We start from the raw sequence: 26,535 nt of genomic DNA, 5'->3' as shown, positions 1-26,535 counted from the left end.
CCCGCGTCCGGCACCACGCCCCGCCCCACGGAGTGATCCGCGTCACACGCCCTTCACTCCGTGACCCCCGCCCGACCCCGGACCGCACCCGCGGCCGGGGTCGTCGCACGTCGGAACCCCACTCCCGCCCCCTCCTCGCCCCCGCCGCAGCCCCTCCCCGCCCCCTCGGCGGCCCCGCCGCGGCCGAACCGGTTTCCGCCCGGGGCTGGCGGTCAGGCAAGATGGGGTGTATCTGCCCACTCACTCTTTGCCGGACGGTTTCTCTTGGCTGAGTACATCTACACGATGCGCAAGGCGCGCAAGGCGCACGGCGACAAGGTCATCCTCGATGACGTGACGCTGAGCTTCCTGCCGGGCGCGAAGATCGGTGTGGTCGGCCCGAACGGTGCCGGTAAGTCCACCGTTCTGAAGATCATGGCGGGCCTGGAGCAGCCGTCGAACGGTGACGCGTTCCTGTCGCCCGGCTTCTCCGTCGGCATCCTCATGCAGGAGCCGAAGCTCGACGAGACGAAGACCGTCCTGGAGAACGTCGAGGACGGCGTCGCCGAGATCAAGGGCAAGCTCAACCGGTTCAACGCGATCGCCGAGGAGATGGCGACGAACTACACCGACGAGCTCATGGAGGAGATGGGCAAGCTCCAGGACGACCTGGACCACTCCAACGCCTGGGACCTCGACGCCCAGCTGGAGCAGGCCATGGACGCCCTCGGCTGCCCGCCCGGCGACTGGGCGGTGAACAACCTCTCCGGTGGCGAGAAGCGCCGTGTGGCGCTCTGCAAGCTCCTCCTGGAGGCCCCCGACCTGCTGCTCCTCGACGAGCCCACCAACCACCTCGACGCCGAGTCGGTGAACTGGCTGGAGCAGCACCTCGCCCAGTACAAGGGCACCGTCGTGGCCATCACCCACGACCGGTACTTCCTCGACAACGTCGCCGAGTGGATCCTGGAGCTCGACCGCGGTCGCGCCCACCCCTACGAGGGCAACTACTCGACCTACCTGACGAAGAAGTCCGAGCGCCTCAAGGTCGAGGGCCAGAAGGACGCCAAGCGCGCCAAGCGCCTCAGGGAAGAGCTGGAGTGGGTGCGGTCGAACGCCAAGGGGCGTCAGGCCAAGTCCAAGGCGCGTCTGGCGCGCTACGAGGAGATGGCGGCCGAGGCCGACAAGATGCGGAAGCTGGACTTCGAGGAGATCCAGATCCCGCCGGGCCCGCGTCTGGGCTCCATCGTCGTCGAGGTCGAGAACCTCTCCAAGGCCTTCGGCGACAAGGTCCTCATCGACGACCTCTCCTTCACGCTGCCGCGCAACGGCATCGTCGGCGTCATCGGCCCGAACGGTGCCGGCAAGACCACGCTCTTCAAGATGCTCCAGGGTCTGGAGAACCCGGACTCCGGCTCCGTCAAGGTCGGCGACACCGTCAAGATCTCGTACGTCGACCAGAGCCGCGCCAACATCGACCCGAAGAAGACGCTGTGGGCGGTCGTCTCCGACGAGCTCGACTACATCAACGTCGGCCACGTCGAGATGCCCTCCCGGGCGTACGTCTCCGCGTTCGGCTTCAAGGGCCCGGACCAGCAGAAGCCGGCCGGCGTGCTCTCCGGCGGTGAGCGCAACCGCCTGAACCTGGCGCTCACCCTGAAGCAGGGCGGCAACCTGCTGCTCCTCGACGAGCCGACCAACGACCTCGACGTCGAGACCCTGTCCTCCCTGGAGAACGCGCTCCTGGAGTTCCCCGGTGCGGCCGTGGTCATCTCCCACGACCGCTGGTTCCTGGACCGGGTGGCGACCCACATCCTCGCGTACGAGGGCGAGTCGAAGTGGTTCTGGTTCGAGGGCAACTTCGAGTCGTACGAGAAGAACAAGATCGAGCGCCTCGGCGCGGACGCGGCCCGTCCGCACCGTGCCACGTACAAGAAGCTGACCCGAGGCTGAGGTCAGTGACGAGGCACATCTACAGCTGTCCCCTGCGCTGGTCGGACATGGACGCCTTCGGGCACGTCAACAACGTCGTCTTCCTGCGGTACCTGGAAGAGGCGCGGATCGACTTCATGTTCCGGCTGGCGCCGGGGGACGGTTCCCCCTCGTTCTCCGGCGGGTCCGTCGTGGCCCGGCACGAGATCGACTACGTGCGGCCGCTGGTCCACCGGCACGAGCCGGTGACCATCGAGTCGTGGGTCACGAAGATAGGCGCGGCGTCGCTGACGATCGCGTACGAGATCAAGGACCCGGACGTGACCTACGTCCGCGCGTCCACGATCGTGGTGCCCTTCGACCTGGAGGCGCAGCGCCCGCGGCGGATCAGCGCCGAGGAGCGGAGCTTCCTGGAGGAGTACGTGGACGACGGGATGTCCGCCGCCGCATGACCGTCCTCGCACCGCTGCACTTCGACGACGCCAGGGAGGCGGCGGCCCTCGCCGCCTTCCTGACCCGGCTGGTCCGTTACGACCGGGCCGCCGCCGTCCGCCTCCAGGCGGGCGGCGGGGCGCTGGCCGTCTTCGGACGCCCGGCGTCCTTCGACGTCCTCGCCATCCGCACGGCCCGTCTCGTCGACGCCGTGGACCTCGACGTCACCGTCTCCGCCGGCGAACTCCTCGAAGGCATCGAGGAGTCCGGCGGCAAGGCGGTCGTCCCGGACTCGGTGACCGGACCGCCCTGGGCGGGCGTCCTGCCGCCGCGCTCCGGCTGGCGGCCCGTCGAAGGGCTGCCCGGCGCCGCCGAGATGCGCGGCGCGGTCGCGGCCGCAGTCGCCGAGTTCCGGGCCCGGGACGAGGAGTTGCCCGAGGAACGCCGGACCAGGGCGGAGCGCGACCGGATCGGTCACGACATCTGGTCCCGCACCCTCGGCTCCACCGGGCTGCCCCTGCGGGCCGTGCACGCCGCCCAGTCCCTGGGCTTCCTGCCGCCGGGCGACCAGGGCGGCGTCCCCGCGCTCTTCGCCTCGGGCCCGTGGCTGCGGCTGCGCACCCCGTACGGCTCGATCGCACTGCGCACCGCACCGACGTCCCTGGCCGTCGCCCCGCGCTGATCGGTGTATCCCGCGCTGGTCGGCGTCACCCGGTGCTGATCCGCACCCCCCGCTGGTCTACGCAGCCCCCGCCGCTCCACGTCCGTTCCGTCGCCCCCGCTGATCCGCCTCACCCCTCCCCGCGTCCCTCCTTGGCGATCGCGGCCACCGAGAGGGCCGTCGCGAGGGCGAGGAGGCAGGTGGGGACGACGGGGGAGCCGTGGGCCTCGTTCCGGCCTTCCAGGACGGGGTCCATGCGGCGGGCGGGGTCGTACGCGAGGCGGACCGCCGTGCCGGAGGAGCCGATCCGTTCCTCGGCGGAGAAGGCGGTGGGGTAGCCGCCGGCGCAGTCCAGCGTGTGGTGGTACAGGGTCTTGGCGGGCGGCGCGCCCTCGCCGAACGTCGGATGGTGGGTCACCCTGACCTCGCCCACCACGACGCAGTCGGTGACCGCGCCGCGGACCGCGTCGTCCCGCGCCTCCACCCAGACCGCCGTGAGGCCCGCCAGGATCAGGACGGCCGCGGCGATGCTGCCGCCCTCGCGGAACAGCGCGTTGTGCGCGAGGAGCGCGCCCGCGGTGAGCACGACGCCGCCCGCCGCGCCCAGCGCGGTGGGGAGTCCGTGCGGGCTCCGCAGGCTCCAGCCCGCCCACGCCCACAGGAGCGCCCCGGCGACGGCGGGCACGAGCAGCGCCCCCGCGTACGGCACGGCCTTCCCCATCGGTGCCCCCCCCGTGAACGACGTCGGCAGCGGTCAGGTCCGTGGACGGGGACGCCGATCACCGGGTACGCGGTTGCGGCACCGCCCCCCGGGGGGCGCCGCTTCCGTGCGTACCGCCTGCGTGAGAACCGCCCGCGTGAGAACCGCCCGAGTGAGAACCGCCCGCGTGAGAACCGCTGCATGAGAACCGCCCTATGAGCCCTCCGCGAGGCCGGTCCGCAGACCCGCGGACCGGGAGCCCCCGTCAGGGACGTCCGGTCACTTCTCCACGTCGTCCGGCCACACCCCGATGTGGTCCTGTTCGAGTTCCAGGGCGACGCGGTGTTCCATGCCGAGGGCCTCGGTGTACTCCGCGGGGAGCTGGAGGCGGCCGGCCCGGTCGAGCATCGCGTACTCGCGGGCGACGAGGGATTCCCGGCCCAGTTCGTCGACCTCGGTGCGGCGCAGGACCTCCGAGGAGGTGCGGCCGTCGCGGATGGCGACGGTGCGGCGGACCTCGGAGGCGACGGCCTGGTCGTGGGTGACGATGACGATCGTCGTGCCGAGCTCCTCGTTGGCGCGCCGGAAGGCCGCGAAGACCTGCTCGCCGGTGGCCGAGTCCAGCTCGCCCGTCGGCTCGTCGGCGAGCAGCACGGCCGGGTTGTTGGCCAGGGCGACCGCGATGGCCACCCGCTGCTGCTGGCCGCCGGACAGCTGGTGGGGCCGCCGGTCGCGGATCCCGGCGATGCCGAGCATGGCGAGCAGCTCCTCGGCCCGCTGCGACTTCTGCTTCGACCTGCCGCGCAACTGCATGGGCAGCGCCACGTTCTGGGCGGCCGTCAGGTAGGGCAGGAGATTGCGGGCGGTCTGCTGCCAGACGAAGCCGACGACCTCACGGCGGTAGCGGAGGCGCGCCTTGCCGTCCATGGCGAGCAGGTCGCAGCCCGCGACCCGGGCGGCGCCGGCGGTCGGCACGTCCAGGCCGGCGAGGATGTTCATCAGGGTCGACTTGCCGGAGCCGGAGGCGCCGACCAGGGCCATCAACTCGCCCTCCTTCACCAGGAGGTCGAGCCCCTGGAGCGCCTGCACCTCCACGCCGTCCGTGGTGAAGATGCGGACGAGGCGGTCGCAGGCGATGAGCGAGTCGTGGCCGTACGAGGGCCGGTCACGGTGTGCCGTGGCCCGCCGCTCCAGCTCTTCGAGGGTGGCGTCCGAGCCGGTGCCGGCCGGCTTCGTCCCGCTCGGGGTCCCGGTCTTCGTCATCGTGCGTCTCCTGCCCTGAGTTCCTTGATCGAGCCCCTGCGCCCCGCCCACCAGGCCTGTCCCGTCGCCGCCAGCCCCGTCAGGAGGACGACGGCGAGAGCGGGCAGCACCAGCGACCACGGGTCGGCCCGCAGCGGGGCGCTGTCCAGTGGTGCGAGGCCCGGTGCCGTCGCGAGCGCCAGCCGGAACAGGTCGATGCCCGGCGCGAGGAGCGGAACGGTCGCCCAGCCCACCAGCGTGCCGCCGAGCGCGGCGAGGACCGCCTGCGGCAGCGCTTCGAGCCCGAGCAGGCGCCGGCCCTGCTTGCGGGTGAGGCCCATGGTCCGGAGCCGTGCGAGGAGTTTCGTCCGCTCGGGCGCGCTCTGCATGAGGGAGAGCAGGACGGCTACCACCGCGTAGCCGGCGCCCGCGCCGATCGCGCCCAGGTAGATGCCCTCGGCGCCCGACTGGAGCGGCGAGTCGACGTAGGTGGCGCGCGCCTCGGCCCGGGTCGTCACGGTGAAGTCGCCGGACTCGGAGGCTCCTGCCACGGCGGCGCGCAGCGCGGCGGAGTCCGGCGATCCGGTGACGAGCAGCGCGGTGGGCGTCCGGTGGGTGAGGTCGGCGCCGTTGACGAGGAGGAAGTCGGCGCCGGAGACGGCCGGGGTCGTGGGGCGGACCGCGACCACCTTCACGTGGAACACGCCGGCCGCCGCCACGATCTCCAGGGGGGCGGTGCCGAGCCGTTCGGCGACCGACGGCGAGGCGATCGCGGGCAGCACCCGGTCGGTGTCGGCGACGGCGCCCGGGCCGCCCCGCCCGGTCGACGCGAGCAGCCCGGCCGGGAAGGGGCCGAAGCCCGTCCGGTTCGCGAGCCGGGTGTACGAGCCGGGTTCGACGCCCACGAGCTGCGCGGTCATCTGCTGGGCGGAGGTGCCCTGGACGGGCGGCACCGACACCCCGTACTCGACCTGCACCGGGGCCAGGTCCCGCACCCCGGCCGTGCCGCGCACCGCGTCGGTGAGCGGCACGGGGAGCGGCGTCCACTCGACGGAGCCCTCGATCCTGGCGTCCGCGCCGGTCGCCAGGAGCGCGGCCCGGTCGCGGGCGTCGGCGACGCCGGCGAGGACGGAGCCGCCGAAGGCCGCGGTGGTCAGCGCGAGGACCAGCGCGAGCAGCGGGAGCGTGCCCGTGGAGGAGGAGCGTCCGGCGCGGGCCAGGGCCAGCGGTCCGACCGCGCCGCGCAGCCGGCGGGCGGGGCGGGCCGCCCATCGCAGGGGCAGCGGATAGATCCGTACGAGCAGCATGGCCGCGATCAGGCCGACGAGCACCGGCGCGGCGCTGACGAGGTGGTCCCCGCCGTCGGCGGTGCCGCGCAGCCGCAGCGATCCGACGGCGCCGACGGTCAGGACGAGGACGGTGAGTTCGAGGACGGTGCGGCGCCGGGAGGGGCGGGCGGTGAGCAGGTCGTCCCGGCCGCCGTGCAGTCGCGGGGTCCGGTGGACGACGACCGCCCGCAGCGGCAGGACCAGCATGGCGACGAGGGCGACGGCCGTGGCGGCGAGGACGGAGGGCCCGAGCGGGATGCCGCCCGAGCCGCCGTCGGGGGGCCGCACGGTCGCCACCGCGAGGCCGAGGGCGAGGGCCGCGGCCGGTACGACGACCGCCGAGGTCTCGCCGAGGAGCCGCAGGCCGATGCCGGTGAGCGAGGCGCCGCGGGAGCGGATCAGCGCCAGTTCGCTGTCCCGGCGGGCGACGAAGAGGCCGCCGGTCATGGCGAGGACGACCGCCGCGACGGCGCCGATGCCGAAGACGGCGACGGCTACGACGGGGTCGATCGCGTCGCGCATCGAGCCGTAGGCGCCGACGATCGCGTCGAGGTCGGTGGAGAGGGCGCCGGTGGGACCGACGACCTTGCGCATCCGCACCAGGTCGGGTCCGCTTCCGGCCGAGTCGAGCGCGGCGGTGAGCCGGCCGGTGTCGCGGGTGGTGAGGTGGTCGGCCGTCGGCATGAACCGGAAGAAGACCTCCGGGTCGCCGAGGGTGGCGAGCAGGGCGGGCGCCGACTCGGGGGAGAGCAGCAGCGCCCCCTGCCAGTAGTACTTCACCTCGTCGCCGACGAGCGAGGCGAGCGCGGGGGTGCGCAGGAGCGGCTCGACGGCCCAGTAGGCGGCCTCGGGGCCACGCGGCTCCACGATCCCGGTGACGGTCACGGCGATCGGCCGGGCGCTGACCCGGCCCGGCACGTGCACGACCGAACCGGGCTTCAGGCGCAGGGACTCGGCGGTCTTCACGGTCACGACCGCCTCGGGGAGGCGCGCCGTGCCGGCGGCGAGCCGGCCCTGCCGCAGGGTCGCGTGGCCGGTCAGATCGGACGGGGAGGAGAGGACGAACTCGGGGGAGATCCCGTCGGGCCGGGGCAGCCACCGGTCGAGGCCCTCGACCCGTGTGATCGTGCGGACGCCGTGGACGGTCTGTCGCGGGTCGACGCGCAGCGGCTCGGGGAGCAGGGTGAGGACGTCGTCCTGCTGCTTGCGGAGCACGTCGGGGGCGAGGTTCGCCTCCCGCATGGGCTGTTCGAGTTCCAGACCGGGCGCCTCGGCGGTGAGTTCGAGGACGGTGCTGCGGGGAGCTGCGGTCCGGATGTCGTGCCGCAGGCCCTCCGTCTCGTACGCGTCCACGGCCCGCGGCAGCGCGGCCGTGAGGTACGCGGTGACGAGCACGAGCAGGGCGAGCGAGGCTGCGGCCCACGGCGTGGTCCGCAGCCGGGTCCGCACCCAGGGCGCCACGGCGCGGGCGGGTTTCTCGGACCGGGACGGGGACATGTCGGGGACCTTCCTGCGTACGGCGGGGCTGTCGGTGGGTCCGGCGGGCGCGTCGGCGGTTCCGGAGGGAGCCCCGGCGGCCCGGACCGGCGGCGCGAGGTCCTCGCGAGGCGGCTCTCCGTCGGGAGTCGCGTACGGCTCTCCGCCGGGGTTCGCGTACGGCTCTCCGCCGGGATTCCCGTACGGCTCCCGGTCTCGCGTCCCGCCCGGCATGTCGTCGTCCGGGGTGGGCATCAGTGGTCCCCCTGGTGGCGGAGGGTCACGACCGGGTCGGTGCGGCGGAGGGCGAGGGCGGCGACGATGACCAGCGGGAGCGCGGCGACGCCGACGAGGAGCAGGGCGACCTGGCCGAGGGGGAGTCGGACGAGGACCTCGGGGACGGGGCGGGCGGCCTGGCCGGTGAGGACGACGAGCGGGACGACGGCCCGGGCCAGGACGGTGCCGAGCCCGATGCCGACGAGCAGGCCGATGCCGATGAGGATCCCCTGTTCGGCGGCGATGAGCCGGGCGAGCCGGCGGCGCGGGGTGCCGAGTGCCTGGAGGACGCCGAACTCGGCGGACCGTTCCCGCATCGCGCCGGCCGAGCCGACCGCGAAGCCGACCGCGGCGAGCGCGGCGGCGGCGGCCGCGACCGCCATCAGGGCGGCGTTGGGGCCGGCGCCGAGCGGGTCGCCCAGGAGGCCGGTGGCGGCCTCGTCGCGTACGAGGACCTGGGCGGGGTCCGCGTTGGGGCGGGCGCGCAGCGTCGCGGCGACGTCGTCCGCGTGGCCGGGCGCGACGGTGAGCCACCACTCGGTGGGCGGCACGGTCGAGCTCTGCTCGGGGTCGGCGGCGAGGTACCGGTTGGCCGACGCCAGGTCGACGAGGACCGCGCCGCCGTCCTCGGGGGTGGCGACGGGCGTGGTGGCGGACACGGTCCTGGCGCCCGGGCCGGTGGTCGGCAGCTCCTTGACGACCAGGGCGACGGAGACGGTGACCTGCCGGCCGTCGACGGAGACCTCGATCGGGTCGCCGGGCTTGCCGCCGGTCGCCTTCATGAAGGCCTCGGTGGCGACGGCGGGCACCTGCTCGGGCGCCGGAGGCGTGGGGGCGGCCATCCGCAGGGTGTACTCCTCGGCCTCCCAGTGGCCGTCCCCGTCGACGCCGCCGGTGAGGACGTACGGGACGGAGTACGGTGCCGGGCCGCCGCCCGGTCCGGCGGTGCCCGCGGTGCCGGCCACCGGGCCGCTGCCGCCGGGGTCGCCGAACTCGGTCTGTTCGAGGGAGGACGTCCAGGAGGCCAGGACCCGGGCGGGGGCGTGGACCTGCTCGGTGCCGTCCGCGCGGAGGGTGGCGAAGCGCTCCACCTGGAGGGACTGCGTGTGGGCGACGCCGTCGGGGATCGGGCCGTCGGCCTCCAGGCCGGTGAGGGTGAGCAGTCCGCCGGAGCCGCGGCTGCCGTCGGTGCCGGGCCCGGCGGTCATCGCGCCGAGGTCGACGGTCAGCCGGTGGGCGCGGCCGTCGGACGGCAGCGTGCCCAGGAGCTGCTGGTACGGGATGCCGTTCGGGTCCTCGAGGACGGCCGTGACCTTGCTCTCGGGCGTGCCGGCGGGCGCGACCGTCCGCAGGTCGACGGCGAGGGTACGGGTGCCGGCGGGCAGCGGGAGGCCGGGCCGGGGGGTGGCCTCGGGGGTGATCGGGGCGAGCAGGTCCCGGGCGGTGGTGCCGGTGAGGTCGGGGCGGAGCAGCAGGCCGCCGGCCGCGTTGCGGGTGTCCATGGCCAGGACGGTCGCGTTCTTCCCCGCCACGTCCGTCGTGGCGCGGTGCACGGGGGTGACGGCCGTGACGCCCGGCACGGCGGCGAGCCGCTCGGTCTGCGTCGGTTCTCCGGGACCGGCGCTGAGGACGCGGACGGCCGCGCCGGTGCGGAAGTCGGCCTGGTCGCGCTGCGAGCGTTCCCACGAGCCGCTCTGTCCGATGGCCAGCATGCCCATGGCGACGGCGAGGACGAGGAGGAGGACGGGCCCGGCGCCGCGCAGCGGCCGGCGGCTGAACTGCCAGCCGGCGAGGGCGGCGGAGAGGCCGCGTCCGCCGGCCGCGCGCCGCTCGGCCAGCTTGGCGGCGGGCGGCAGCAGGCGCAGCGTCAGGACGGTGCCGGCGAGCAGGGCGAGCGCGGGCGCGGCGACGAGCACCGGGTCGATGGACCCGCCGCCGGCCTCGTCCGCGCCGAGGGTGCCGCCCGCGGCGGCGGGCCGCTGCAACTGCCAGTAGGCGACGGCGGCGACGGCGAGGAGGGCGATGTCGGCCCCGGCCCGTACGGGGGCGGGCAGGGACGCCGAGCGGGCCTTGCGCAGCGAGACGACGGAGCCGTCGCCGGCGGCGAGCGCGGGGGCGACGACGGCCGCCGCGCAGAGCAGGGCCACGGCGGCGGCGACCAGCCACACCTGGAGGGAGGGCGTCGTGTCGAGCCGGACGCCGAGTGAGGAGAGGGCGGACCGCTCGGCGAAGAGCCGGGTCAGCGGCCCGGAAAGGAGCGGCGCGGCGATCGCGGCCGGCAGTGCGAGCAGCAGCGCCTCCATGCCGGCGAGCCCGGCGATCCGGCGCCGCGAGCCGCCGCGGGCCCGCAGCAGGGCCGTCTCCCCGGAGCGCTCGGTGCTGAGCAGCCGGGCGACGAGCAGCAGCGCGTACGTGGCGAGCAGCACCAGCTGGACGGCGACGATCAGCAGGGTGGAGCGGGAGACGAGCAGTGCGCGCTGGGTCTGCTCCAGGGCGGTGGGCAGCGCGGTGGACGCGGAGATCGTGGTCCCGAACGCGTCGGTGTTCTCGGCCAGTGCCTTCGGGCCCGCGGTCGACGCGGCCCGCAGGGCGTCGATGCGGTCGGTGGTGAAGCCGGTGAAGTCGGCGGTGCCGAGCCAGGAGGTGGTGCCGGCGCTCAGCACCCCGGCGCCGAGCACGGCCGGGTCGACGAGCAGCGGCCCGTACGTGGTGAACGCGACCGTCTTCACGCCGCGCCCGCCGGCCGGGTCCAGCTGCCAGTACGGGTCGGCGGTGTCGACCGGGCGGTAGACGCCGGTGATCCGGGTCCTCACCCGGCCGTCGTCGAGCCGGTCGCCGAGGTCGAGGACGGTCCCGGGCCCGACCCGCAGTCGCCGGGCCGCCTCCTCGGGGACCGCCGCCTCGACGACGCCCGCGGTCCGGGACGCCGAGGGCCAGGCGCCCTTGACGAGTGCCAGCCGCGAGCGGTCGAGGGCGGCGAAGTGCGTCAGGTCGGGGTCGCCCTCGCGTGCCGCGGCGGCCTGGAGGTCACGGGGCAGCGCGTACGGCCCCGATCGTTCGAGGCGCCGAACGGTCACCGGCAGTCCGTCGTACGTCCGCCGCATCCCGTCGGTCACGGCCGCTTCGGCGCTCGCCCGCCTGGCCTCGGTGACCTGTCCGGTGACGAGCAGCGAGGCGGCGGCGGCCGACCGGCCCCGCAGTCCCGCCTGGAGCGCCGCGTCCCCGATGGCGCCGGAGAACGCGGCGAGGGTGGCGAGCACCGAGGTCGTCAGCAGGACCGCGAGGAGCGCCGCGGAGAGCAGCAGCCGGTGCGCCCTGACACGCAGAAATACGAACCCCGTCACCCGTCCCCCTGGCCACCCTGAACACGGTACGCACGTCGAACACTCGCCGAACGCCCCCGGAACCTCTCTCGGATGCTTTCAGAGTGCCCGTGCTGCTGGAAACCGCTTGCAGACCGACCTTGATGCGATTGTGACCGTTATTCGGGGCCCGGTCTCCGGAATGTGCCCGTCCATGAGCGGTTCGGGGCCGAGCCGCATCACTCGGGCGGTGGGCGCGGGGTGAGGGGGCGTCAGTCCGCCGAGTTCACCATCGACGCGGCGGCGTAGGCCAGGTAGCGCCAGAGCTCCTCCTCGTGGGCGGGGGAGAGGCCGAGGGTGTCCACGGCCGCGCGCATGTGACGGAGCCAGGCGTCGTGGGCGGCGCGGTCGACGGTGAACGGGGCGTGGCGCATGCGGAGCCGGGGGTGGCCGCGGTGATCGCTGTAGGTGCGGGGACCGCCCCAGTACTGGATCAGGAAGAGGGTGAGGCGCTCCTCGGCGGGCCCGAGGTCCTCCTCGGGGTACATGGGACGCAGCAGCGGGTCCTGGGCGACGCCCTCGTAGAAGCGGTGGACCAGGCGGCGGAAGGTCTCCTCGCCGCCGACCTGCTCGTAGAAGGTCTGCTCCTGCACTGTTTCCCCGGGAATCTCGTTCACCGTTCCATCGTCTCAGATGCCCGGGCCTAGGTCCGGAGGTCCAGGACCGCCCCAGGACCACCCCCGGGCCGCCCGCCCGGGAGCGCCTGCCGGGACCGTCCGCCGGCCCGGGAACGCCCGCCCCGGGGCCGCCCGCCGGGGCCGGTCGCCCGTAGCCGTCGGTTCGGACCGCCCGTCCTCAGGCCGCCCGCCCCGGGGCCGGTCGCCCGTCGCCGCCCGGCCCGGACCGGTCGCCCGGGCTCCCCGGCGGCGGGAGAGTGGAGGCATGGGTGAACCGTGGGACGAGTTCGCCGAGGCCGGAGCGCGGGCGCGGCGGGCGCTCGTGCGCGAGGTGGAGGCGGAGGGCGAGCTCACCGACCCGGCCTGGCGGGACGCCTTCGCGGAGGTCCCGCGCCACCTCTTCGTCCCGTACTACTACGTCCCCGGGGCCGCCGGCTACGAGCGGCTCTGGTCCGGCGACCCGGACGCCGGGCGCCGGGAGCGCTGGCTGCGCGGGGCCTACGAGGACACGGCGATCGCCACCCGGGTACGGGACGGGGAGCTGGTCTCCTCGGCCAGCCAGCCGTCGCTGATGGCGCTGATGCTCCGCGCCCTGGACGTACGCGACGGGAACGACGTCCTGGAGATCGGCGCCGGCACCGGCTACCACGCCGCCCTGCTCTGCCACCGGCTCGGCGACCGGCACGTCACCACGGTCGACCTGGACGAGGAGATCGCCGAGTCCGCGAGGACCCACCTCGCCGCCGCCGGTTACCGGCCGGCCGTCGTCACCGCCGACGGCGCGCGCGGCTGCCCGGAGCACGCCCCCTACGACCGGATCGTGGCGACCTGCGAGGTGCCGTCGGTGCCGTACGCCTGGTGCGCGCAGTGCCGGCCGGACGCCCTGGTCCTCGCCCCGCTGTCGACCGGACTCCTCCTGCTGCGGGTGCGCGACGGCGGCCACGCGGAGGGCCGGTTCCTGGCGACCTCGGCGTACTTCGTGGCGCTCCGCGGCGCCGCCGCCCGCGTCCCGGGCCGGGGACCGGCGGGGGACGAGGGCTTCCGCTTCCTGTGGGGGCTCGCGGGCGAGGTCCTGGACAGGCGGGAAGCGCTCTCGCTCTGGCTGCGCGAGGGGCGGCCGGAGCGGGAGCGCTTCGGGGTGACGGTCAGCGGCGACCGGCAGTGGGCCTGGCTGGACGACCCCGGAGGCCCGTACGCCTGGCCCCTGCCGGAGGCGTGATCCGGCTCAGCCGAGCCGGATCGTGATCGTCGTCCAGGCGCCGACGTGCACCCGGTCGCCGTCCTGGAGCTGGACGGGGACGTAGGGCTGGATCGGCTCCTCGCCGCCGTTGACCGTGGTGCCGTTGGTGGAGTTCTGGTCCACCACCGCCCACGAGCCGTCCGGCTGCTGCACGAGCACGGCGTGCTGGTGCGAGACGCCCGGATCCTCCGGCGGCACCGACAGGTCGATGTCGGGGGACTCGCCGGTGGAGTGCCGGCGGCGGCCGATGGAGACCTGGTTGCCCTGGAGCGGCAGGTGCTTGTCCGGCGAGTACGCGGGCAGGTTCAGGCCCGAGGCCTCGGGCCCGCTGCGGTGCATCATCGCCATGAAGTACTCGCGGTCGGGACCGATGACCGCGGTCCAGGTCAGCGGCTGCCGCGGCGGCTGGAACTGCTGCGGAGGCCCCTGGGGCGCCTGGTGCTGCGGAGGCCCCTGGTGCTGCTGGTGCTGCGGAGGCCCTTGGTGCTGCGAGGACTGCTGGTGCTGCGGAGGCCCCTGGCGCTGCGGGGGCTGCTGCACCGGCGGTTGCTGGTGCTGCGGGGCCGGCGGCTGCGGGGCGTGCGGCTGCGACGGCGGGGAAAGGACCCAGTCGTCGTCGGCGCGCGGCTGCGGCGGCGCGGGCTGTGCCGGTGCCTGCGCCGGCGCCTGGAGGTAGGCCGGCGGGGCGGGCGGCTGCTGCGGCCCCGGCTGCTGAGCGTGCGGCTGCTGCTGCGGGGGGCGGGGTGCCTGGTGGTGCGTGGGCTCGGCGCCCAGCGGCTCGGCCGGACGGTTCACCTGCGAGGGCCGCGAACCCTGGTAGCCGAACGGGTCCGGCTGCTGTGCCGGGGGCGGCGAAGACTGGAAACCGGGCGGCAGGTTGAGGCCCGGCGGCGGACCGGACTGCTGCGGGGCCGGCGGGTTGTGCGGGGCCAGCGGCGTGTACGAGGTCGCCGTGTTCGTGAGGAAGTTCCAGCGGCACTCCTCACAGAACGGCGCCATGTGCTCGCGCGGCGTACGGCACTGCGGGCAGAGCTCCGCCTGGGCCGTCGCGTTGGGGTCGCCCCCGGAGCCGAAGCCGCCGGGAGCCGGCGGGGCGGGGGGAGCCGGGGGGGCACCGGGACCGAAGCCACCGGGACCGTCGAAGCCACCGGGACCGTCGAAGCCGCCGCGACCGTCGAAGCCGCCGGGGGCACCGGGGCGGCCATGCGCACCAGGACCGCCGTGGGCGCCGGGGCCGTCGAAGCCGCCGGGGGCGCCCGGACCGTCGAAGCCGCCGTGCGTACCCGGACCGCCCTGGCCGCCGGGAGCGCCAGAGCCGTCGAAGCCGCCGGGGGCGCCCGGCGGCGGGCCGGGCGGGGCCTGGCCGGGGCCGGGATATCCGTACGCGGGCGGCGGCGGCGGGGGAGGCGGCGGTACGGCACCCGCAGGCGCGCCCGCCCCGGCCATGCGATGGCCGCAGACCTCGCACCAGTCGTCGGAGACCGACTGGTGTCCGTTCGGGCAGGTCGGCATGTCGGTGCTTCCCCCTCTCGTCGTCCGGCCCGGTGGCCGGGCTACCTCTTGACGCGAACGGTCTTGGTGGAGCGGGTCTCGAGTGTCATCTCGTCCGCTTCCGCGACCTTCGCCTTCAAACGCACAGTACCGGTCGCCGCGTCGACGACGTCGACCACCTTCGAAAGGAGTTTCGCCGTATCCGCGTTGCCGGAGGCCGCCGCGAGCTGCACGGCGCGGCCCAGTTTGGCCGTCGCGCCGTCGCGATCGCCCGATTTGCGGGCATCGAGACCCTGCTGGATGACGTCCGCGAGCTCCGCCTGGCCCGTGTAGTGAGCGACCTGCGGATTGATCGACGTCGACATGGCGAGGTCGTCCGTCCACACCGCCCGTACCAGCCCTTGAGACAGGGGTCGCGGGTCGCCGCCCGCCGGGTCGGGGGCGATCAGCGAGACGCGGGCCGCGAGCATCTCCTGCCCGACCGCCGCCCGCGGCACCCGCACGCTGACGTGGTAGTCGCGGGACTCGTCGCCCCACGAACCCGTCGGGTAGTCCCCGGCGCGCGGTCCGGCCTCGGTGCGCCGTCCGGTGAGGTCCTCGACCGCCGGCGCCACCTGCTTCACGAACATGATCTCGACCCCGACCGGCGTCCACAGCCGGAGCGCGACGTCCGCCACGCCCTTGCCCATCGCGGTCTCCATCATCGACGTGAAGTCGTCGGCGAGACCGGCCGGGTCGGCGACGATGTCGGCGGTGCCGAGGAGCGCGGACGCGATCCCGGTGACCTCCTTGACCTCCCAGTCGGTGCCGACCCCGCGCGCGTCGCAGGTGAACCGGCCGGCGCAGTCGTCCAGAGCGGCCCGCAGCTCCTCCGGGGACTCGTGCTCGTTGCGGCCGTCGGTGAGGAGGATGCCGTGCCGGATGGGCAGCTCGGCGGAGGAGAGGAGCCGGTCCGCGAGGCGCAGCCAGGTGCCGATCGCCGTGCCGCCGCCGGCGGAGAGGCGGCGCAGCGCCTCCTTGGCCTCGGCGCGGGTCCGGTCGTCGGCGACGGCGAGGCCGCCGTTCCCGGGGTAGACCTCCTTCGCCAGGTGCGTGCCGGCGACGACGGCGAAGGAGGTGCCGTCGCGCAGGGTGTCGACGGCGGCGGCGGTCGCCTCGCGCGCGCCGCGCATCTTGGTGGCGGGGTAGTCCATCGATCCGGAGCAGTCGACCATGATCACGACACCGGCGGTGCCGCCGCCCGTGAGGCCCCCGGCGCCGCCGAAGCCGCCGGGTCCCGCCGCGCCCCCGGTGCCGCCCCCGGTCGAGGTGACCGTGACGATCGCGCTGACGTCCCGGCCGCCCTCCGGCAGGAACTCGTTCTGGTAGACGTCCACCGAGAACTGCGGCACGGTCGACTTGGAGAAGTTCGCCATCTGTTCGGGCTCCTCGGGCAACAACGGTGAAGGGACGGGGAATCGGCGACCGCTCAGGCCGATCCTGCCCCTTGCGGAGTGACGGTGAACGGCACGAGCGCGACCGTGATGTTGTCGTGGCCCCCGCCGTCCAGGGCGTGGCCGACGAGGACGCGGGCGCTGTGCAGCGGGCGGTCCGCCGCGTCCGCGGGGACGACCCGGGCCATGTCCTCGGGGCCCTCCGCGTAGTTCCACAGCCCGTCCGTGCAGACCACCACCACGCCGGAGTGGTCGGGCTTGAACGAGGCGGTGTGCGGCTCCAGTTCGTACGAGTCCGCGCCGAGCCAGCCGGTGATCGCGTGGGCGCGCTCGTCCGCGTACGCCTCGGCCTCGTTCATCAGGCCAGCCGCGACCATCTGGGCGGCCCACGAGTCGTCCTCGGTCAGCCGGACGGACGCGGTGCCGCGGTCGTCCGGCACCCAGTAGGCACGGCTGTCGCCGACCCAGCCCACGACGAGCAGGCCGTCGGCCACGATCGCGCCGACGATGGTGCAGGCCGGGGCGTTGCGGTGGCGGTGCGGGTCGTGCTCCGCGCCGTCCTGACCGGGCTCCTCCGCCAGCGCGTCGACGGCCTCGGCCGCGGCCACGATCGCCTCGTGCATGGCCTGCTGCGGGTGGGTGCCACGGGGCAGCGCGGCGAGCAGCGAGGCGTCCGCCGCGGCCGCCGCGGCGGCGGAGGCGTCGTCGGGCCGGGTCGCCGACGAGACGCCGTCGCAGACGATGGCGAGGGTGGCGGGGGAGCCGTCGGGGAGGGTGGTGGTCGAGACGGCGAACGCGTCCTCGTTGCGGTGGTGGCGCAGCCCCCGGTCGCTGACGGCGGCCACGGGGCCGGTCTCCCGCTCCATGTGGTCGCGCTCGCGCGGCTGCGCGTGTCCGCAGTTCTCGCAGTAGCCGTCGGTGTCCACCCGGCCGGCCCGGCAGGCCACGCAGAGCGCGGCCGACGGGGCGGGGGCCGCGGCGGTCGCGGCGGGGCCCGCGGCGGGCGTGGGGCCCCCGGCGGGCGTGGGGCCCCCGGCGGGCGTGGGGCCCCCGGCGGGCGTGGGACCCCCGGCGGGCGTGGGGCTCGCGGCCGGTGCCTGGGCGAAGGCCGGCGGCGGATCGGCCTGGACGGCCGTACGGGGATCGGGGGCGGCCAGCTCGAAGTCGCCGCCGGTCCCGGTGCCGCTCCGGGTCGCGGACACGGGTGCGGCCGGCGCCCCGGGCGCGGGCACCGGGCCGTCCGTGCGGACCTCCATGGTGGGGAGGTCCCGGCCGCCTGAGTCGGTGCCGGGCAGGTCGCCCGGGTGCTGGGTCATGGTCGAGAGCGAACCGGGGTCGCGGGGCGGGGCGTCCGGCCAGGCGACGGGGGTGACGATCGCCACGGTCGGGCGGTCCGGCTCGGCCCCGGCGGCCGGCACGGCCGCGAGGTCGTAACCGCACGCACCGCAGAACCGGTCACCCGAGTCCAGCGGCTCCGCGCAGCCCGGGCAGGCGGCGAGTCCGTGCGACGGCTTCGGCTTCTGGGACATCCTCACACCCACGTCCGGGGACGGAAGCGGTTGGCCCGCTCCACCAGTTCGATCCTCTCGTCGCCCTGCTGGGCGAGCCGGGCCAGCACCCGGTACGAGCGTTCGAGGCCGAAGCGCAGTCCGCGCTCGTCCAGTTCACTTCCGAGCAGCAGCGCGCCGCCGCCCGGTGCCGCACCGGGACTCCCGGAGAGTACCCAGTCGAGGGCCGTTCCGAGGACCTCCGTCGACAACTGCTCGCGGCGCACCGCGTCCAGACCGAAGCCCTGGAGCGCCGAGACCTGCGCGGCGGCAGCCGTCAGGTCGCCGCCGAGCGGGTCGTGCGCGGGGCGCCGCCGCAGCCGCGCCCGCACGGCCGCGACCCGGGCCGCCGTGTAGTGGATCGACGCCTCCGGTACGGACTCCAGCGCCTGGACGGCCCCGGCGCGGTCGCCGGCCGCGAGGCGCACCCGGGCGAGTCCGAACGCCGCGCTGACGAAGCTCGGGTCGGTGGCCCACACCAGGTGGTAGTACTCGGCGGCGTTGTCCAGCTGGCCGAGGACCTCGGCGCAGATCCCGAGGGCCAGCTTCGGCGCCGGCTCGCCGGGGAACGCGTCGTACACCGCGTCGAAGGCCAGGGCGGCCTGCTGGTGGTCACCGGTCACCAGGGAGGCGACGCCCCGGTACCAGACGACCCTCCAGTCGTCCGGGTCCCGCTCCTCCAGGCCCGCGAGGGTCCGGACCCCGGACGTCAGGTCGCCCAGCTCCAGCTGGGCCCGCAGGGTGCGCAGCCGCAGCTCGGCGGAGGGCGCCGGCGCGGCCTGGAGCGCCCCGAGCAGTTCGCCGGGCGCGGCGGCCGCGAGACCGGCGAGGAACCCGGCGTTGGGGTCGGCGGCGTCGACGCGCGGCACGGGCAGCGCGAGCGCGGTGGCGGGCGTGTCGAGCGGCGCGAGCGCCCCGCCGATCCCGTGCCCCTCGGAGACCTCCGTCACCGGCGGCGTCTGAGCCCGCCGGCCGCGGCGCGCCCCGAGCAGCGACACGTCCTCGGTCATTTCGGCGAACAGCGTGGTGTCCGTGACCCGGACCTCGGCGCCGAACAGGGTCGACAGGGCGGGGCGGGGGCGCCCGGACTGGAGGGCCACCACCTCGCGCAGGACGCCGGTCAGCTGCTCGGCCATCTCCTGCGCGGAGGCGAAGCGGCGGGCCGGGTCCGGGTCGGTGGCGCGGACCAGGAAGCGGTAGAAGGACTCGTAGGTCCGGAAGACCGGGATGTGCTCCGGCTCGGGCAGCGAGTCCACGAAGACGTTCGTGTAGCCCTGGAAGTCGAAGGTCATCACCGCGAGCGTGCGCGCCACGGTGTACAGGTCGCTCGCCACCGACGGGCCGACCTCGGCCACCTCCGGCGCCTGGTAGCCGACCGTGCCGTAGATCGCGGACTCGTCGTCGTCCATCCGCCGGACCGCGCCCATGTCGATGAGCTTCAGCTGGTCCTCGGTCTGGATGGCGTTGTCGACCTTGAAGTCGCAGTAGAGCAGGTTCCGGCTGTGCAGGTGGCCGAGCGCCTCCAGGGCCTCGATCCCGTACGCGCAGGCCTGCTCGACCGGCAGCGGGTCGCGGCGGCCGTCCGGGGTGCGCCGGTCGTTGGCGATCTCCTTGAGCGACTTGCCGCCGACGTACTCCATGACGATGTAGCCGTCCAGGGAGCCGGTGCGCTGGTCGAGGTGCTCGACGAAGTTGTAGATGCGGACGATGTTGGAGTGCTCGATCTCGGCGAGGAAGCGGCGCTCGGAGATCGCCGCCGCCATGGCGTCCTGGTCGCCGGTGTCGAGCAGGCCCTTGAGGACGACCCACCGGTCGGACACCGCCCGGTCGACGGCGAGGTAGATCCAGCCGAGCCCGCCGTGCGCGAGGCAGCCCGCCACCTCGTACTGGCCGTGGACGATGTCCCCGGCGCGCAGCTTGGGCACGAAGGAGTACGGGTGCCCGCACTTGGTGCAGAAGCCCTCGGTACGGCCCGGCCGGTCGCCCCGCGAACGACCCACCGGCGCCCCGCAGTCGGAACGCGAGCAGAAACGCTTCCGCTCGGGAACCTCGGCGTTCTCCATCACCGCCGCCCGCGGGTCGGGCCGCGGCACCTCGGGAATGGCCACCAGACCCGCGCCCAGCCGGTTGCGGGCGGACTGGCCGGACGACGAACCGGAGCTGCGCACCGAGACCGAGCGTGCCGTGGACGCCCCGGACAGCGCGCGCGACAGCCGGCCGGAGACCGAACGGCGGGAGGTCGAGGAGCGCGACGACGCCCGCGACGAGGCGCGCGAACCGCTCCGCGAGGAACCCGAGTCAGGCCCGCCGACACCGCCCGTCCCCCTCCCGGGCACGGCCATGCCGGTCGGCGTCGAGCCGATCAGCCCTCCGGGCGCGACGACCGGCGCGAGCCCGCAGGTGTCGCAGTACAGCTCGCCGCCTCCCATGTCCTCGTACGAGCCCCCGCACGAAGGACGCTGACAGCTCCCCACACCCGTCTCCCCGCTCACCACTGCCGTCCTCCCGCGTCTCTCGGGCCGGACAGTACGTCCGCCGCCGCCTGCTGGTAGCGCAGGACGGCCTGTTCGGCGACCCGGAGGTCGCAGGGCGCGCTCCACAGCATCCTGCGGGCCGCGTCGTACCGCTCGACGAGCAGCGGGTCCTCCGCCGCGCCGAGCCGTGCCACCTTCGCCTTGTACGCGTCGAGCCGGCCGCGCAGCTCGGCCCGGACCGCGAGCGGCGCCGTCACCGCGGTCAACGACTCCCGGGCCCGCAGCAGTTCGTCCTCGGCCTCCCGCTCCAGGGAATCCAGGAGCGGCGACAGCCGGTGCCACTGGGCGTGCCTGCGGTACTCGGCGGCGACCGCGAGGCGCTCCTGGAGCACCGTCGGCGGCCCGCTGACGGCCGGCACCTCGGAGGCGGCGATCTTCGCCAGGACCTCGCCGCGCGCCGAACGGGCCTCCGCGAGCGTCCGGTCGGCCCGGGAGAGCACGTCGCGCAGCCGCAGCAGCCGGTCCTCGGAGTCCTGCCGGACGGCCAGGACGGCCTCGATCTCGCGCCGGATGTCCTCCAGGGCCAGCGCCGCCCGGTCGTACCGCTCGGTGTCGGGACGGCCCCCGCCGGGCGCCGAACTCCCCGCCGCCGGACGCCAGAACGCCAGCGGGTCGGTCACCACCTGGGACCGCAGCGCGGTCAGTTCGGCCGTGATCTCCGCCAGCTCGTCCCCGGCCGGGTGCTCCCCGGGCCGTACGCCCACCGAGTGCGCGAGCGAGCGCGTCCGGCCCAGCTCGGCGGCGAGCAGGTCTATCCGGGCGGGCAGCGCCGACCAGACGGCGTCGGCGGTGACGACCAGGTCGAGGGAGGCGGCGTACAGCTCGTTCATCCGCCGGACCAGGCCCTCCAGGCTGAAGCGCTCGGTGAGCAGCGCCTGCTCGCCCGCGCCGCCGGGGACCAGGACGCTCTCGCCGCGCAGCCGGTCGGTCAGCTCCACCAGCTCCTCGCGGGTGGGCCAGCGGCGCCGCGCACGCAGCTCACGGGCCTCCCGGAGGGCCCCGGTGTACACGTCGAAGCACGTCCAGAGCAGGGTGATGGTGCGCTCCGTCGCCGCCCACCGGTCCCGGGTGGTGCCGGTCAGCTCCGCCCCTTCGAGCAGCCTGCGGCCGGCGTGGTCCTGCAGCGCGAGGAGCGAGTCCTCGATCGCCTTGTGCTCGGCGCCGAGCCGCGCCAGCGCACGGTCCGCCTCGTCCCGGTCCATCACCGGCCCGGGGGGTCCCGTGACGCCCATCTCTTACCTCTTCCGCTTCGTGTGCAGGGTGACCCCTACGGGGCGCGTACGGCGCTACTTGTACAGCGGAGCCGGCGGCCCCGTGATGCCGGGAAGGTCCTTCTCCAGCCACTCCGCGTACGCGGCCTGCCAGGGTCCCTGCCGGTAGCCCACGAGCACCTGGTTGACCCTGCGGACCAGGTCGTCGTTGCCCAGCTTGGCCGCCACCCCGTAGTACTCCCTGGTGAACGGCCGGCCCTTCAGCTCGACCGCCGGGTCCTGCGCGGCCTGGCCGGCCGCGAGGGCGTTGTCGGTGACGACGGCGTCGACCTCGCCCATCTGGAGGCGGGCCAGGCAGTCCAGCTGGTTGGGGACGGTCAGCAGGTCCTTGTCGTCCTTGGTGCCGTCGGCCTCGTCCTTGAAGAGCGCGCCGAAGGAGTTCTCCTCCAGGGCGTCGTAGGCCGTGGAGCCCTCGGCGGTGCAGACCCGCTTGCCGCGCAGCGAGGCGTCGTAGCCGGTGATGTCCTGGGCGAGCTTGGGCGCCAGGACCTGCTGGCCGGCCTGGAAGTAGGCGGTGGAGAAGGCGACCTGCTCGATCCGCTTGCAGTTGATCGTCATGGTGCGCACGACGAGGTCGACCTTGCCGCTGTCCAGGGCGGCGATCCGCTGGTTGGTCGGGATCGCGCGGAAGATGATCGCGTCCGGGTCGCCGAGGAGGTCCTTGGCGATGGCCCGGGCGAGCGTGATGTCGAAGCCCTCCAGGACGCCCTTCTCCGGGTTCCGGTAGCCCCAGCGGTAACTGGACTGGTCGACGCCGACGATCAGCTTCCCGCGGTCCTTGATCGCCCGGATCGACGGGCCGTCCGCCGACGAGGGGGTGAGGGAGGCCTCGGGGTGCTCGCAGGTGTCCGTCCTGATCTGGACGCCGGTGCCCACGCCGGGGCCGGGCGTCCACGGCGCGGGTGCCGCGCCGGTGCCGTCCTGCGCGAGCGGCAGCAGGGTGAGCGAGGCGGTGAGCCCGCAGGCCACGGCCATGGCGGCCACCCCGCCCCAGCCCCGCAGCCGCAGCGCCGCCCGCCGCACCAGCGGGTACGTGCCGTTCGGCATCCCGCCCCCTCTCACCGGTACTCCGACAGTCTGCGGTTGATGCCGAGCAGGGCGCCCGCCGCGCCCAGGATCCCGAGCGCCGCCGCGCCGAGCGGCAGCGCCGTCAGCGCGTCCCTGGCGTCCCCGGCGGCGCGGGTGAACTCGGCCTGCTCGTGCGCGAGGGCCCGCTCCAGGCCCGCGTCGACCTGGTCGAAGGACCGGCCCGTGGACTCCTGCGCGCCGATGATCCGGCCGAGGGCGCCCTCGTAGTCGCCGGCCTCGTCCTTGGCGCGGGCGTCCTTGTGGCGCTCCCGCCACTCGGCGGCGTGCTCGGCGGACTCGTCGACCGGGCCGCGCCCGGCGTCGTCGTCGGCCCGCCCGCGTGCCGTGGCGAGGGCGTCCGTCAGGGCGGCCATGCTCGCCGTGTACTCGGCCTCGTACTTGTCGTTCTTGCCGTCCTCGGTGAGGACGGCGCCCCGGGCGACCAGGGTCAGGTTCTCGTTGGCGCGGGCCGTGAGCGAGCTGATCCGGGCGGTGTTGAGGACCTGGAGGGACTCCTGCCCGTGCAGGCGCGCGCTCTCCAGACCGCCGCGCGTGACCGTGTGCCCGGCGACCAGCCAGAGCAGGACGACCGTGGTGGCGGCGGTGGCGGCGAGCAGTCCGTGGTTGAAGACCCGGTGGGTACGGGCGTAGTTGCGGCGCTGGGCCCAGAGGAGGACGGCGAGGGCGAGCAGGCCGAGGCCGAGCGACAGGAACGGCCAGGTGCGGGCCGCCTCGTCGTCGCGCTGGAGCCGTACCGTCTCCGCCGCGTAGAGCCGCTCGGCGGCGGGCAGCAGTGTGCCGGCCATCTGCTGGTTGGCGTATCTCAGGTAGGCGCCGCCGAGCGGCAGGCCCTGCCGGTTGGCGGCGCGGGCGCGCTCGACGAGGCCGGTGTAGCGGGGGAGCTGCTCGTTGAGGGTGGCGATCTCGTGGGCCGACTCCGAGGAGCCGTCGGTGTTCGCCGCGGCCTTGACGAGGAGCCGGGAGGCGGTGGTGATGTCCCGGGTGTACCGCGCGCGGGACTCGGCGGGCTCCAGGGTGCCCGCCAGGAAGCCGCTGGCCGCGGTGGTGTCGGCGTCGGCGAGGGAGCGGTAGATCGCGGCCGCGTCGGCGCTCAGCGGCTGGCTGCGGCTGACGACGTCGTCGGCGGCGGAGGCCCGGTCGGACACCTCCAGGGCGCTGACCGCGCCGAACGCCACGACGAGCAGCGCGAGTACGGCCCCGAGGATCTGCAGCCGGCCGGGCTCGGTCGTCGCGGCGACCCGCAGCCGCTCGCGGCCGACGGCCCAGGCGCCGCGGCCCGCGGGCGGGGCGGTGGCGGGCGCGGACGCCGGCTGCGCGGGCACGGTGCCCGGGCGCGCGGGCGCCTGCGCCGTGCCCCGCGCCGCCGGGGCGGCGGGCGCGTTCGGCGGGTGTGTCACTTGACCTCCCCCTCGGTCGCTGACGTCGGCCGGTCCGTCCGGTGCTCCGGTACGACCGGTTCCGGTGGACGACCACCCGGCCAGCAGTATGGCCTCAGGGGGCCGTCCGCACACCGGGATTGACTCGATCTTGTTCCTATCGTGCCCCATGCCCCCGGCACATCAGCAGGCGAACCCCCTCACTCTGAATACGCCGCCCGGCCGGGATCGGTTCCCTTTCGGACACCCCTCGAACGAGTGAACACGCGTGCGGGGTGCCTCGTCGTGACGACGAGACACCCCGCATCCGCGCCCCTCAGGCGCCGTAGTGCACCCGCAGGCGGGCCTTCGCCTCCGGCGTCGCGCCCGCCTCGTCCAGGGCGAGCAGCCCCGCCCCGAGGACCGGCGGCGCGGTCACGAAGCCGATGACGGCCTTCGGCGCCCGTGCCGCGAGGAGTTCGCGGATCCGCTCCTCCAGCTGCGGGTGGCGGGCGGCGAGCACGCTGCCGCCCAGCATCACCGGCGCCTCCTCGTGGTGGAGCCCCAGCCGGCGGAGCGCGACCGACGACATGGCGACGACCTCCTCGGCCAGCCGGTCGACCAGCGACATCGCCACCGGATCGCCCCCGGCCGCGACCGCGAACAGCACCGGTGTCAGCTCGTGCCGCCGCTCCAGCGGGACCCCTCCCAGGTGCAGCGCCTCGATCAGCGCGTACATCGACTGCAGGCCGAAGTGGGCCGGCAGCGCGTCGGCGAGGGCGGTGGGCAGGCCCCGCCCGTCCTCGGCGCGCGCCGCGAACCACAGCGCCTCGTCGGCGAGTCCGCCGCCCCCGCCCCAGTCACCGGAGATCTTCCCGATCGCCGGGAAGCGCGCGGTCCGCCCGTCGGGGGTCATCCCGACGCAGTTGATCCCCGCCCCGCACACCACCGCGACGCCCCGGGGCTCGTCGAGCCCGGCCCGCAGGATGGCGAAGGTGTCGTTGTGGACCCGGACGGAGGGGCTCCAGCCCCGCGCCAGGAGCTCCGCCTGCAACGCCTCCTCCTCGACGGGCAGGTCGGCGTTGGCGAGACAGGCCGTGACATGGGCGAACTCCACCGGGACGCCCGCCTCGGCGCACGCCCGGCCGGTGATCTCCGCGAGCCCGTCGACGGCCGTCCCCACCCCGACCACGGGCGGCTGGAAGCCGCCGCCGCGCGCCGAGCCGAGGACCGTGCCGTCCACGGTGAGGACGGCGACGTCGGTCTTGCTGTTGCCGGCGTCGACGGCCAGCAGGGTTTCGGTCACGCCCACGCGAGGTGCTCCCGGTTGTGCGCGATCAGCCGGTCGGTGAGGCCGTCGGCGTACGCGTACTGCCCGACCAGCGGGTGTGCGAGCAGCGCCTTGAACACCCGGTCGCGGCCGCCGCGGAGCGCCGCCTCCAGGGCGAGGTCCTCGTAGGCCGTGACGTTCGCGATCAGGCCGGCGTACAGCGGGTCCACCGGCGTCACCGGCAGCGGCGTGGCGCCGTGCGCGCCGACCGCCGCCTGCGTCTCGATGACGGCGTCGTCCGGCAGGAACGGCAGCGTGCCGTTGTTGTACGTGTTCACCACCTGGTACGGCGAGCCCCCGCCGCCCAGCAGCGACGCCGCCAGGTCGACTGCCGCCTCGGAGTAGAAGGCGCCGCCGCGCTTGGCGAGCAGGGCCGGCTTCTCGTCGAGCGCCGGGTCCCCGTACATCTCCAGGAGTTCCCGCTCCATCGCCGCGACCTCGGCGGCCCGCGAGGGCTTGGTGCCCAGTTCCCGCACCACCTCGTCGTGGGCGTAGAAGTAGCGCAGGTAGTACGAGGGGACGACGCCGAGCCGGTCCAGGACACGGCGGGGCAGCCGCAGGTCGTCGGCGACGGCGTCGCCGTGCCCGGCGAGCAGCCGGGGCAGCACGTCCTCGCCCTCGGGACCGCCGATCCGGACGGCCCGCTCCCAGGTCAGGTGGTTGAGCCCGACGTGGTCGAGGTGGACGTCGGCCGGGGTCACGTCGAGGAGCTCGGCGAACTTCCGCTGGAAGCCGATGGCCACGTTGCACAGGCCGACGGCCTTGTGCCCGGCCTGGAGCAGCGCGCGCGTGACGATGCCGACGGGGTTGGTGAAGTCGATGATCCAGGCGTCCGGATTGGTGCGCCGGACCCGCTCGGCGATGTCCAGGACGACCGGGACCGTGCGCAGCGCCTTGGCGAGGCCGCCGGCGCCGGTGGTCTCCTGGCCGACGCAGCCGCACTCCAGCGGCCAGGTCTCGTCCTGTTCGCGGGCGGCCTGCCCGCCGACCCGCAGCTGGAGCAGGACGGCGTCGGCGCCCTCGACCCCGGCGTCGAGGTCGGTGGTGGTGGTGATCTTCCCGGCGTGGTCCTGCCTGGCGAAGATCCGGCGGGCGAGCCCGCCGACCAGGTCGAGCCGCTCCGCGGCCGGGTCGACGAGGACGAGTTCGGTGATGGGCAGGGTGTCGCGCAGCCGCGCGAAGCCGTCGATGAGTTCGGGGGTGTAGGTGGAACCGCCCCCCACGACAGTGAGCTTCATCTTCC

The 26,535-nt window shown here is 75.0% G+C and carries 19 protein-coding genes; 5 read left to right on the top strand and 14 right to left on the bottom strand.

Annotation, left to right across the window (positions count from 1 at the left end; genetic code table 11):
• Positions 1-264 precede the first annotated feature (264 nt).
• The 3 genes from ettA to AC067A_RS17250 are packed head-to-tail and all read left to right on the top strand — an operon-like array spanning position 265 to position 3,022.
• Entirely contained in the window at positions 265-1,929 is a 1,665-nt protein-coding gene (gene ettA, locus AC067A_RS17260) for an energy-dependent translational throttle protein EttA (RefSeq protein ID WP_479243292.1), read from the top strand.
• Positions 1,930-1,934: 5 nt separating this feature from the next.
• Positions 1,935-2,360, top strand: coding sequence for an acyl-CoA thioesterase (locus tag AC067A_RS17255; RefSeq protein ID WP_479243291.1), 426 nt, complete (start codon positions 1,935-1,937; stop codon positions 2,358-2,360).
• A complete protein-coding gene (locus AC067A_RS17250; RefSeq protein ID WP_479243290.1) occupies positions 2,357-3,022 on the top strand; it encodes a DUF8010 domain-containing protein in 666 nt (221 codons plus the stop codon). Before AC067A_RS17255 ends, AC067A_RS17250 begins: the two co-directional genes overlap by 4 nt.
• Positions 3,023-3,131: 109 nt before the next feature.
• Here the strand turns inward: AC067A_RS17250 and AC067A_RS17245 are convergent, their stop codons facing one another.
• The 5 genes from AC067A_RS17245 to AC067A_RS17225 form a co-directional block, all read right to left on the bottom strand.
• Positions 3,132-3,722, bottom strand: coding sequence for a hypothetical protein (locus AC067A_RS17245; RefSeq protein WP_479243289.1), 591 nt, complete (start codon positions 3,720-3,722; stop codon positions 3,132-3,134).
• A 258-nt stretch (positions 3,723-3,980) separates the two neighbouring features.
• Positions 3,981-4,964, bottom strand: coding sequence for an ABC transporter ATP-binding protein (locus AC067A_RS17240; protein WP_479243288.1), 984 nt, complete (start codon positions 4,962-4,964; stop codon positions 3,981-3,983).
• Positions 4,961-7,768, bottom strand: coding sequence for an FtsX-like permease family protein (locus tag AC067A_RS17235; RefSeq protein ID WP_479243433.1), 2,808 nt, complete (start codon positions 7,766-7,768; stop codon positions 4,961-4,963). The genes AC067A_RS17240 and AC067A_RS17235 overlap by 4 nt, the downstream gene beginning before the upstream one ends.
• Positions 7,769-8,001: 233 nt before the next feature.
• Positions 8,002-11,367: an ABC transporter permease gene (locus AC067A_RS17230; RefSeq protein WP_479243287.1), complete on the bottom strand. Its 3,366-nt coding sequence runs from the start codon at positions 11,365-11,367 to the stop codon at positions 8,002-8,004.
• Positions 11,368-11,597: 230 nt separating this feature from the next.
• A complete protein-coding gene (locus AC067A_RS17225) occupies positions 11,598-12,002 on the bottom strand; it encodes a globin (protein WP_479243286.1) in 405 nt (134 codons plus the stop codon).
• 265 nt (positions 12,003-12,267) lie between these two features.
• Here AC067A_RS17225 and AC067A_RS17220 point away from each other — a divergent pair, with 265 nt between their 5' ends.
• Positions 12,268-13,221, top strand: a complete 954-nt coding sequence (locus tag AC067A_RS17220) for a methyltransferase domain-containing protein (protein ID WP_479243285.1) — start codon at positions 12,268-12,270, stop codon at positions 13,219-13,221.
• A 6-nt stretch (positions 13,222-13,227) separates the two neighbouring features.
• Here AC067A_RS17220 and AC067A_RS17215 read toward each other — a convergent pair whose 3' ends face one another.
• Genes AC067A_RS17215 through AC067A_RS17200 form a run of 4 tightly spaced genes read right to left on the bottom strand, consistent with a single transcriptional unit; the run spans position 13,228 to position 19,821 of the window.
• The gene (locus AC067A_RS17215) at positions 13,228-14,754 is read right to left on the bottom strand and encodes an FHA domain-containing protein (protein ID WP_479243284.1); all 1,527 of its coding nucleotides are present in this window, start codon (positions 14,752-14,754) and stop codon (positions 13,228-13,230) included.
• A 41-nt stretch (positions 14,755-14,795) separates the two neighbouring features.
• A complete protein-coding gene (locus tag AC067A_RS17210) occupies positions 14,796-16,148 on the bottom strand; it encodes a vWA domain-containing protein (protein ID WP_479243283.1) in 1,353 nt (450 codons plus the stop codon).
• Positions 16,149-16,201: 53 nt separating this feature from the next.
• Complete coding sequence (locus tag AC067A_RS17205; RefSeq protein WP_479243282.1) at positions 16,202-17,695, bottom strand: PP2C family protein-serine/threonine phosphatase; 1,494 nt, start codon at positions 17,693-17,695, stop codon at positions 16,202-16,204.
• 2 nt (positions 17,696-17,697) lie between these two features.
• Complete coding sequence (locus tag AC067A_RS17200) at positions 17,698-19,821, bottom strand: serine/threonine-protein kinase (protein ID WP_478620679.1); 2,124 nt, start codon at positions 19,819-19,821, stop codon at positions 17,698-17,700.
• Between AC067A_RS17200 and AC067A_RS17195 the strand changes: the two genes are divergently transcribed.
• Positions 19,814-20,176 (top strand): hypothetical protein, encoded by a 363-nt coding sequence (locus AC067A_RS17195; RefSeq protein WP_478620676.1) that lies wholly within the window; start codon positions 19,814-19,816, stop codon positions 20,174-20,176. The two genes, AC067A_RS17200 and AC067A_RS17195, sit on opposite strands and share 8 nt — an antisense overlap.
• A gap of 25 nt (positions 20,177-20,201) precedes the next feature.
• Here AC067A_RS17195 and AC067A_RS17190 read toward each other — a convergent pair whose 3' ends face one another.
• The 5 genes from AC067A_RS17190 to AC067A_RS17170 all read right to left on the bottom strand — a co-directional run bounded on the left by AC067A_RS17190 (position 20,202) and on the right by AC067A_RS17170 (position 26,530).
• Complete coding sequence (locus AC067A_RS17190) at positions 20,202-21,479, bottom strand: coiled-coil domain-containing protein (protein ID WP_478620674.1); 1,278 nt, start codon at positions 21,477-21,479, stop codon at positions 20,202-20,204.
• Positions 21,480-21,533: 54 nt separating this feature from the next.
• On the bottom strand, positions 21,534-22,565 hold the full coding sequence (locus tag AC067A_RS17185) for a glutamate ABC transporter substrate-binding protein (protein WP_478620672.1): 1,032 nt from the start codon (positions 22,563-22,565) through the stop codon (positions 21,534-21,536).
• A gap of 11 nt (positions 22,566-22,576) precedes the next feature.
• Positions 22,577-24,004: a hypothetical protein gene (locus AC067A_RS17180; protein ID WP_478620669.1), complete on the bottom strand. Its 1,428-nt coding sequence runs from the start codon at positions 24,002-24,004 to the stop codon at positions 22,577-22,579.
• Positions 24,005-24,299: 295 nt separating this feature from the next.
• Positions 24,300-25,274, bottom strand: a complete 975-nt coding sequence (locus tag AC067A_RS17175) for an N-acetylglucosamine kinase (RefSeq protein WP_478620667.1) — start codon at positions 25,272-25,274, stop codon at positions 24,300-24,302.
• Positions 25,265-26,530, bottom strand: coding sequence for a 6-phospho-beta-glucosidase (locus tag AC067A_RS17170; RefSeq protein ID WP_478620665.1), 1,266 nt, complete (start codon positions 26,528-26,530; stop codon positions 25,265-25,267). Before AC067A_RS17170 ends, AC067A_RS17175 begins: the two co-directional genes overlap by 10 nt.
• Between the last annotated feature and the right edge of the window lie 5 nt (positions 26,531-26,535).

It is taken from the genome of Streptomyces sp. NPDC043176 (assembly GCF_056436715.1).
The sequence above is the reverse complement of the archived record's forward strand: the minus strand, read 5'-3'. Positions and strand labels throughout refer to the sequence as shown.

Bases quoted from the DNA above. Each gene is read 5' to 3' on its own strand.
- AC067A_RS17250 (WP_479243290.1), top strand. From the start codon at position 2,357: ATGACCGTCCTCGCACCGCTGCACTTCGACGACGCCAGGGAGGCGGCG.
- AC067A_RS17245 (WP_479243289.1), bottom strand. From the start codon at position 3,722: ATGGGGAAGGCCGTGCCGTACGCGGGGGCGCTGCTCGTGCCCGCCGTC.
- AC067A_RS17240 (WP_479243288.1), bottom strand. From the start codon at position 4,964: ATGACGAAGACCGGGACCCCGAGCGGGACGAAGCCGGCCGGCACCGGC.
- AC067A_RS17235 (WP_479243433.1), bottom strand. From the start codon at position 7,768: ATGTCCCCGTCCCGGTCCGAGAAACCCGCCCGCGCCGTGGCGCCCTGG.
- AC067A_RS17220 (WP_479243285.1), top strand. From the start codon at position 12,268: ATGGGTGAACCGTGGGACGAGTTCGCCGAGGCCGGAGCGCGGGCGCGG.
- AC067A_RS17215 (WP_479243284.1), bottom strand. From the start codon at position 14,754: ATGCCGACCTGCCCGAACGGACACCAGTCGGTCTCCGACGACTGGTGC.
- AC067A_RS17210 (WP_479243283.1), bottom strand. From the start codon at position 16,148: ATGGCGAACTTCTCCAAGTCGACCGTGCCGCAGTTCTCGGTGGACGTC.
- AC067A_RS17205 (WP_479243282.1), bottom strand. From the start codon at position 17,695: ATGTCCCAGAAGCCGAAGCCGTCGCACGGACTCGCCGCCTGCCCGGGC.
- AC067A_RS17195 (WP_478620676.1), top strand. From the start codon at position 19,814: ATGGCCACCAGACCCGCGCCCAGCCGGTTGCGGGCGGACTGGCCGGAC.
- AC067A_RS17190 (WP_478620674.1), bottom strand. From the start codon at position 21,479: ATGGGCGTCACGGGACCCCCCGGGCCGGTGATGGACCGGGACGAGGCG.
- AC067A_RS17185 (WP_478620672.1), bottom strand. From the start codon at position 22,565: ATGCCGAACGGCACGTACCCGCTGGTGCGGCGGGCGGCGCTGCGGCTG.
- AC067A_RS17170 (WP_478620665.1), bottom strand. From the start codon at position 26,530: ATGAAGCTCACTGTCGTGGGGGGCGGTTCCACCTACACCCCCGAACTC.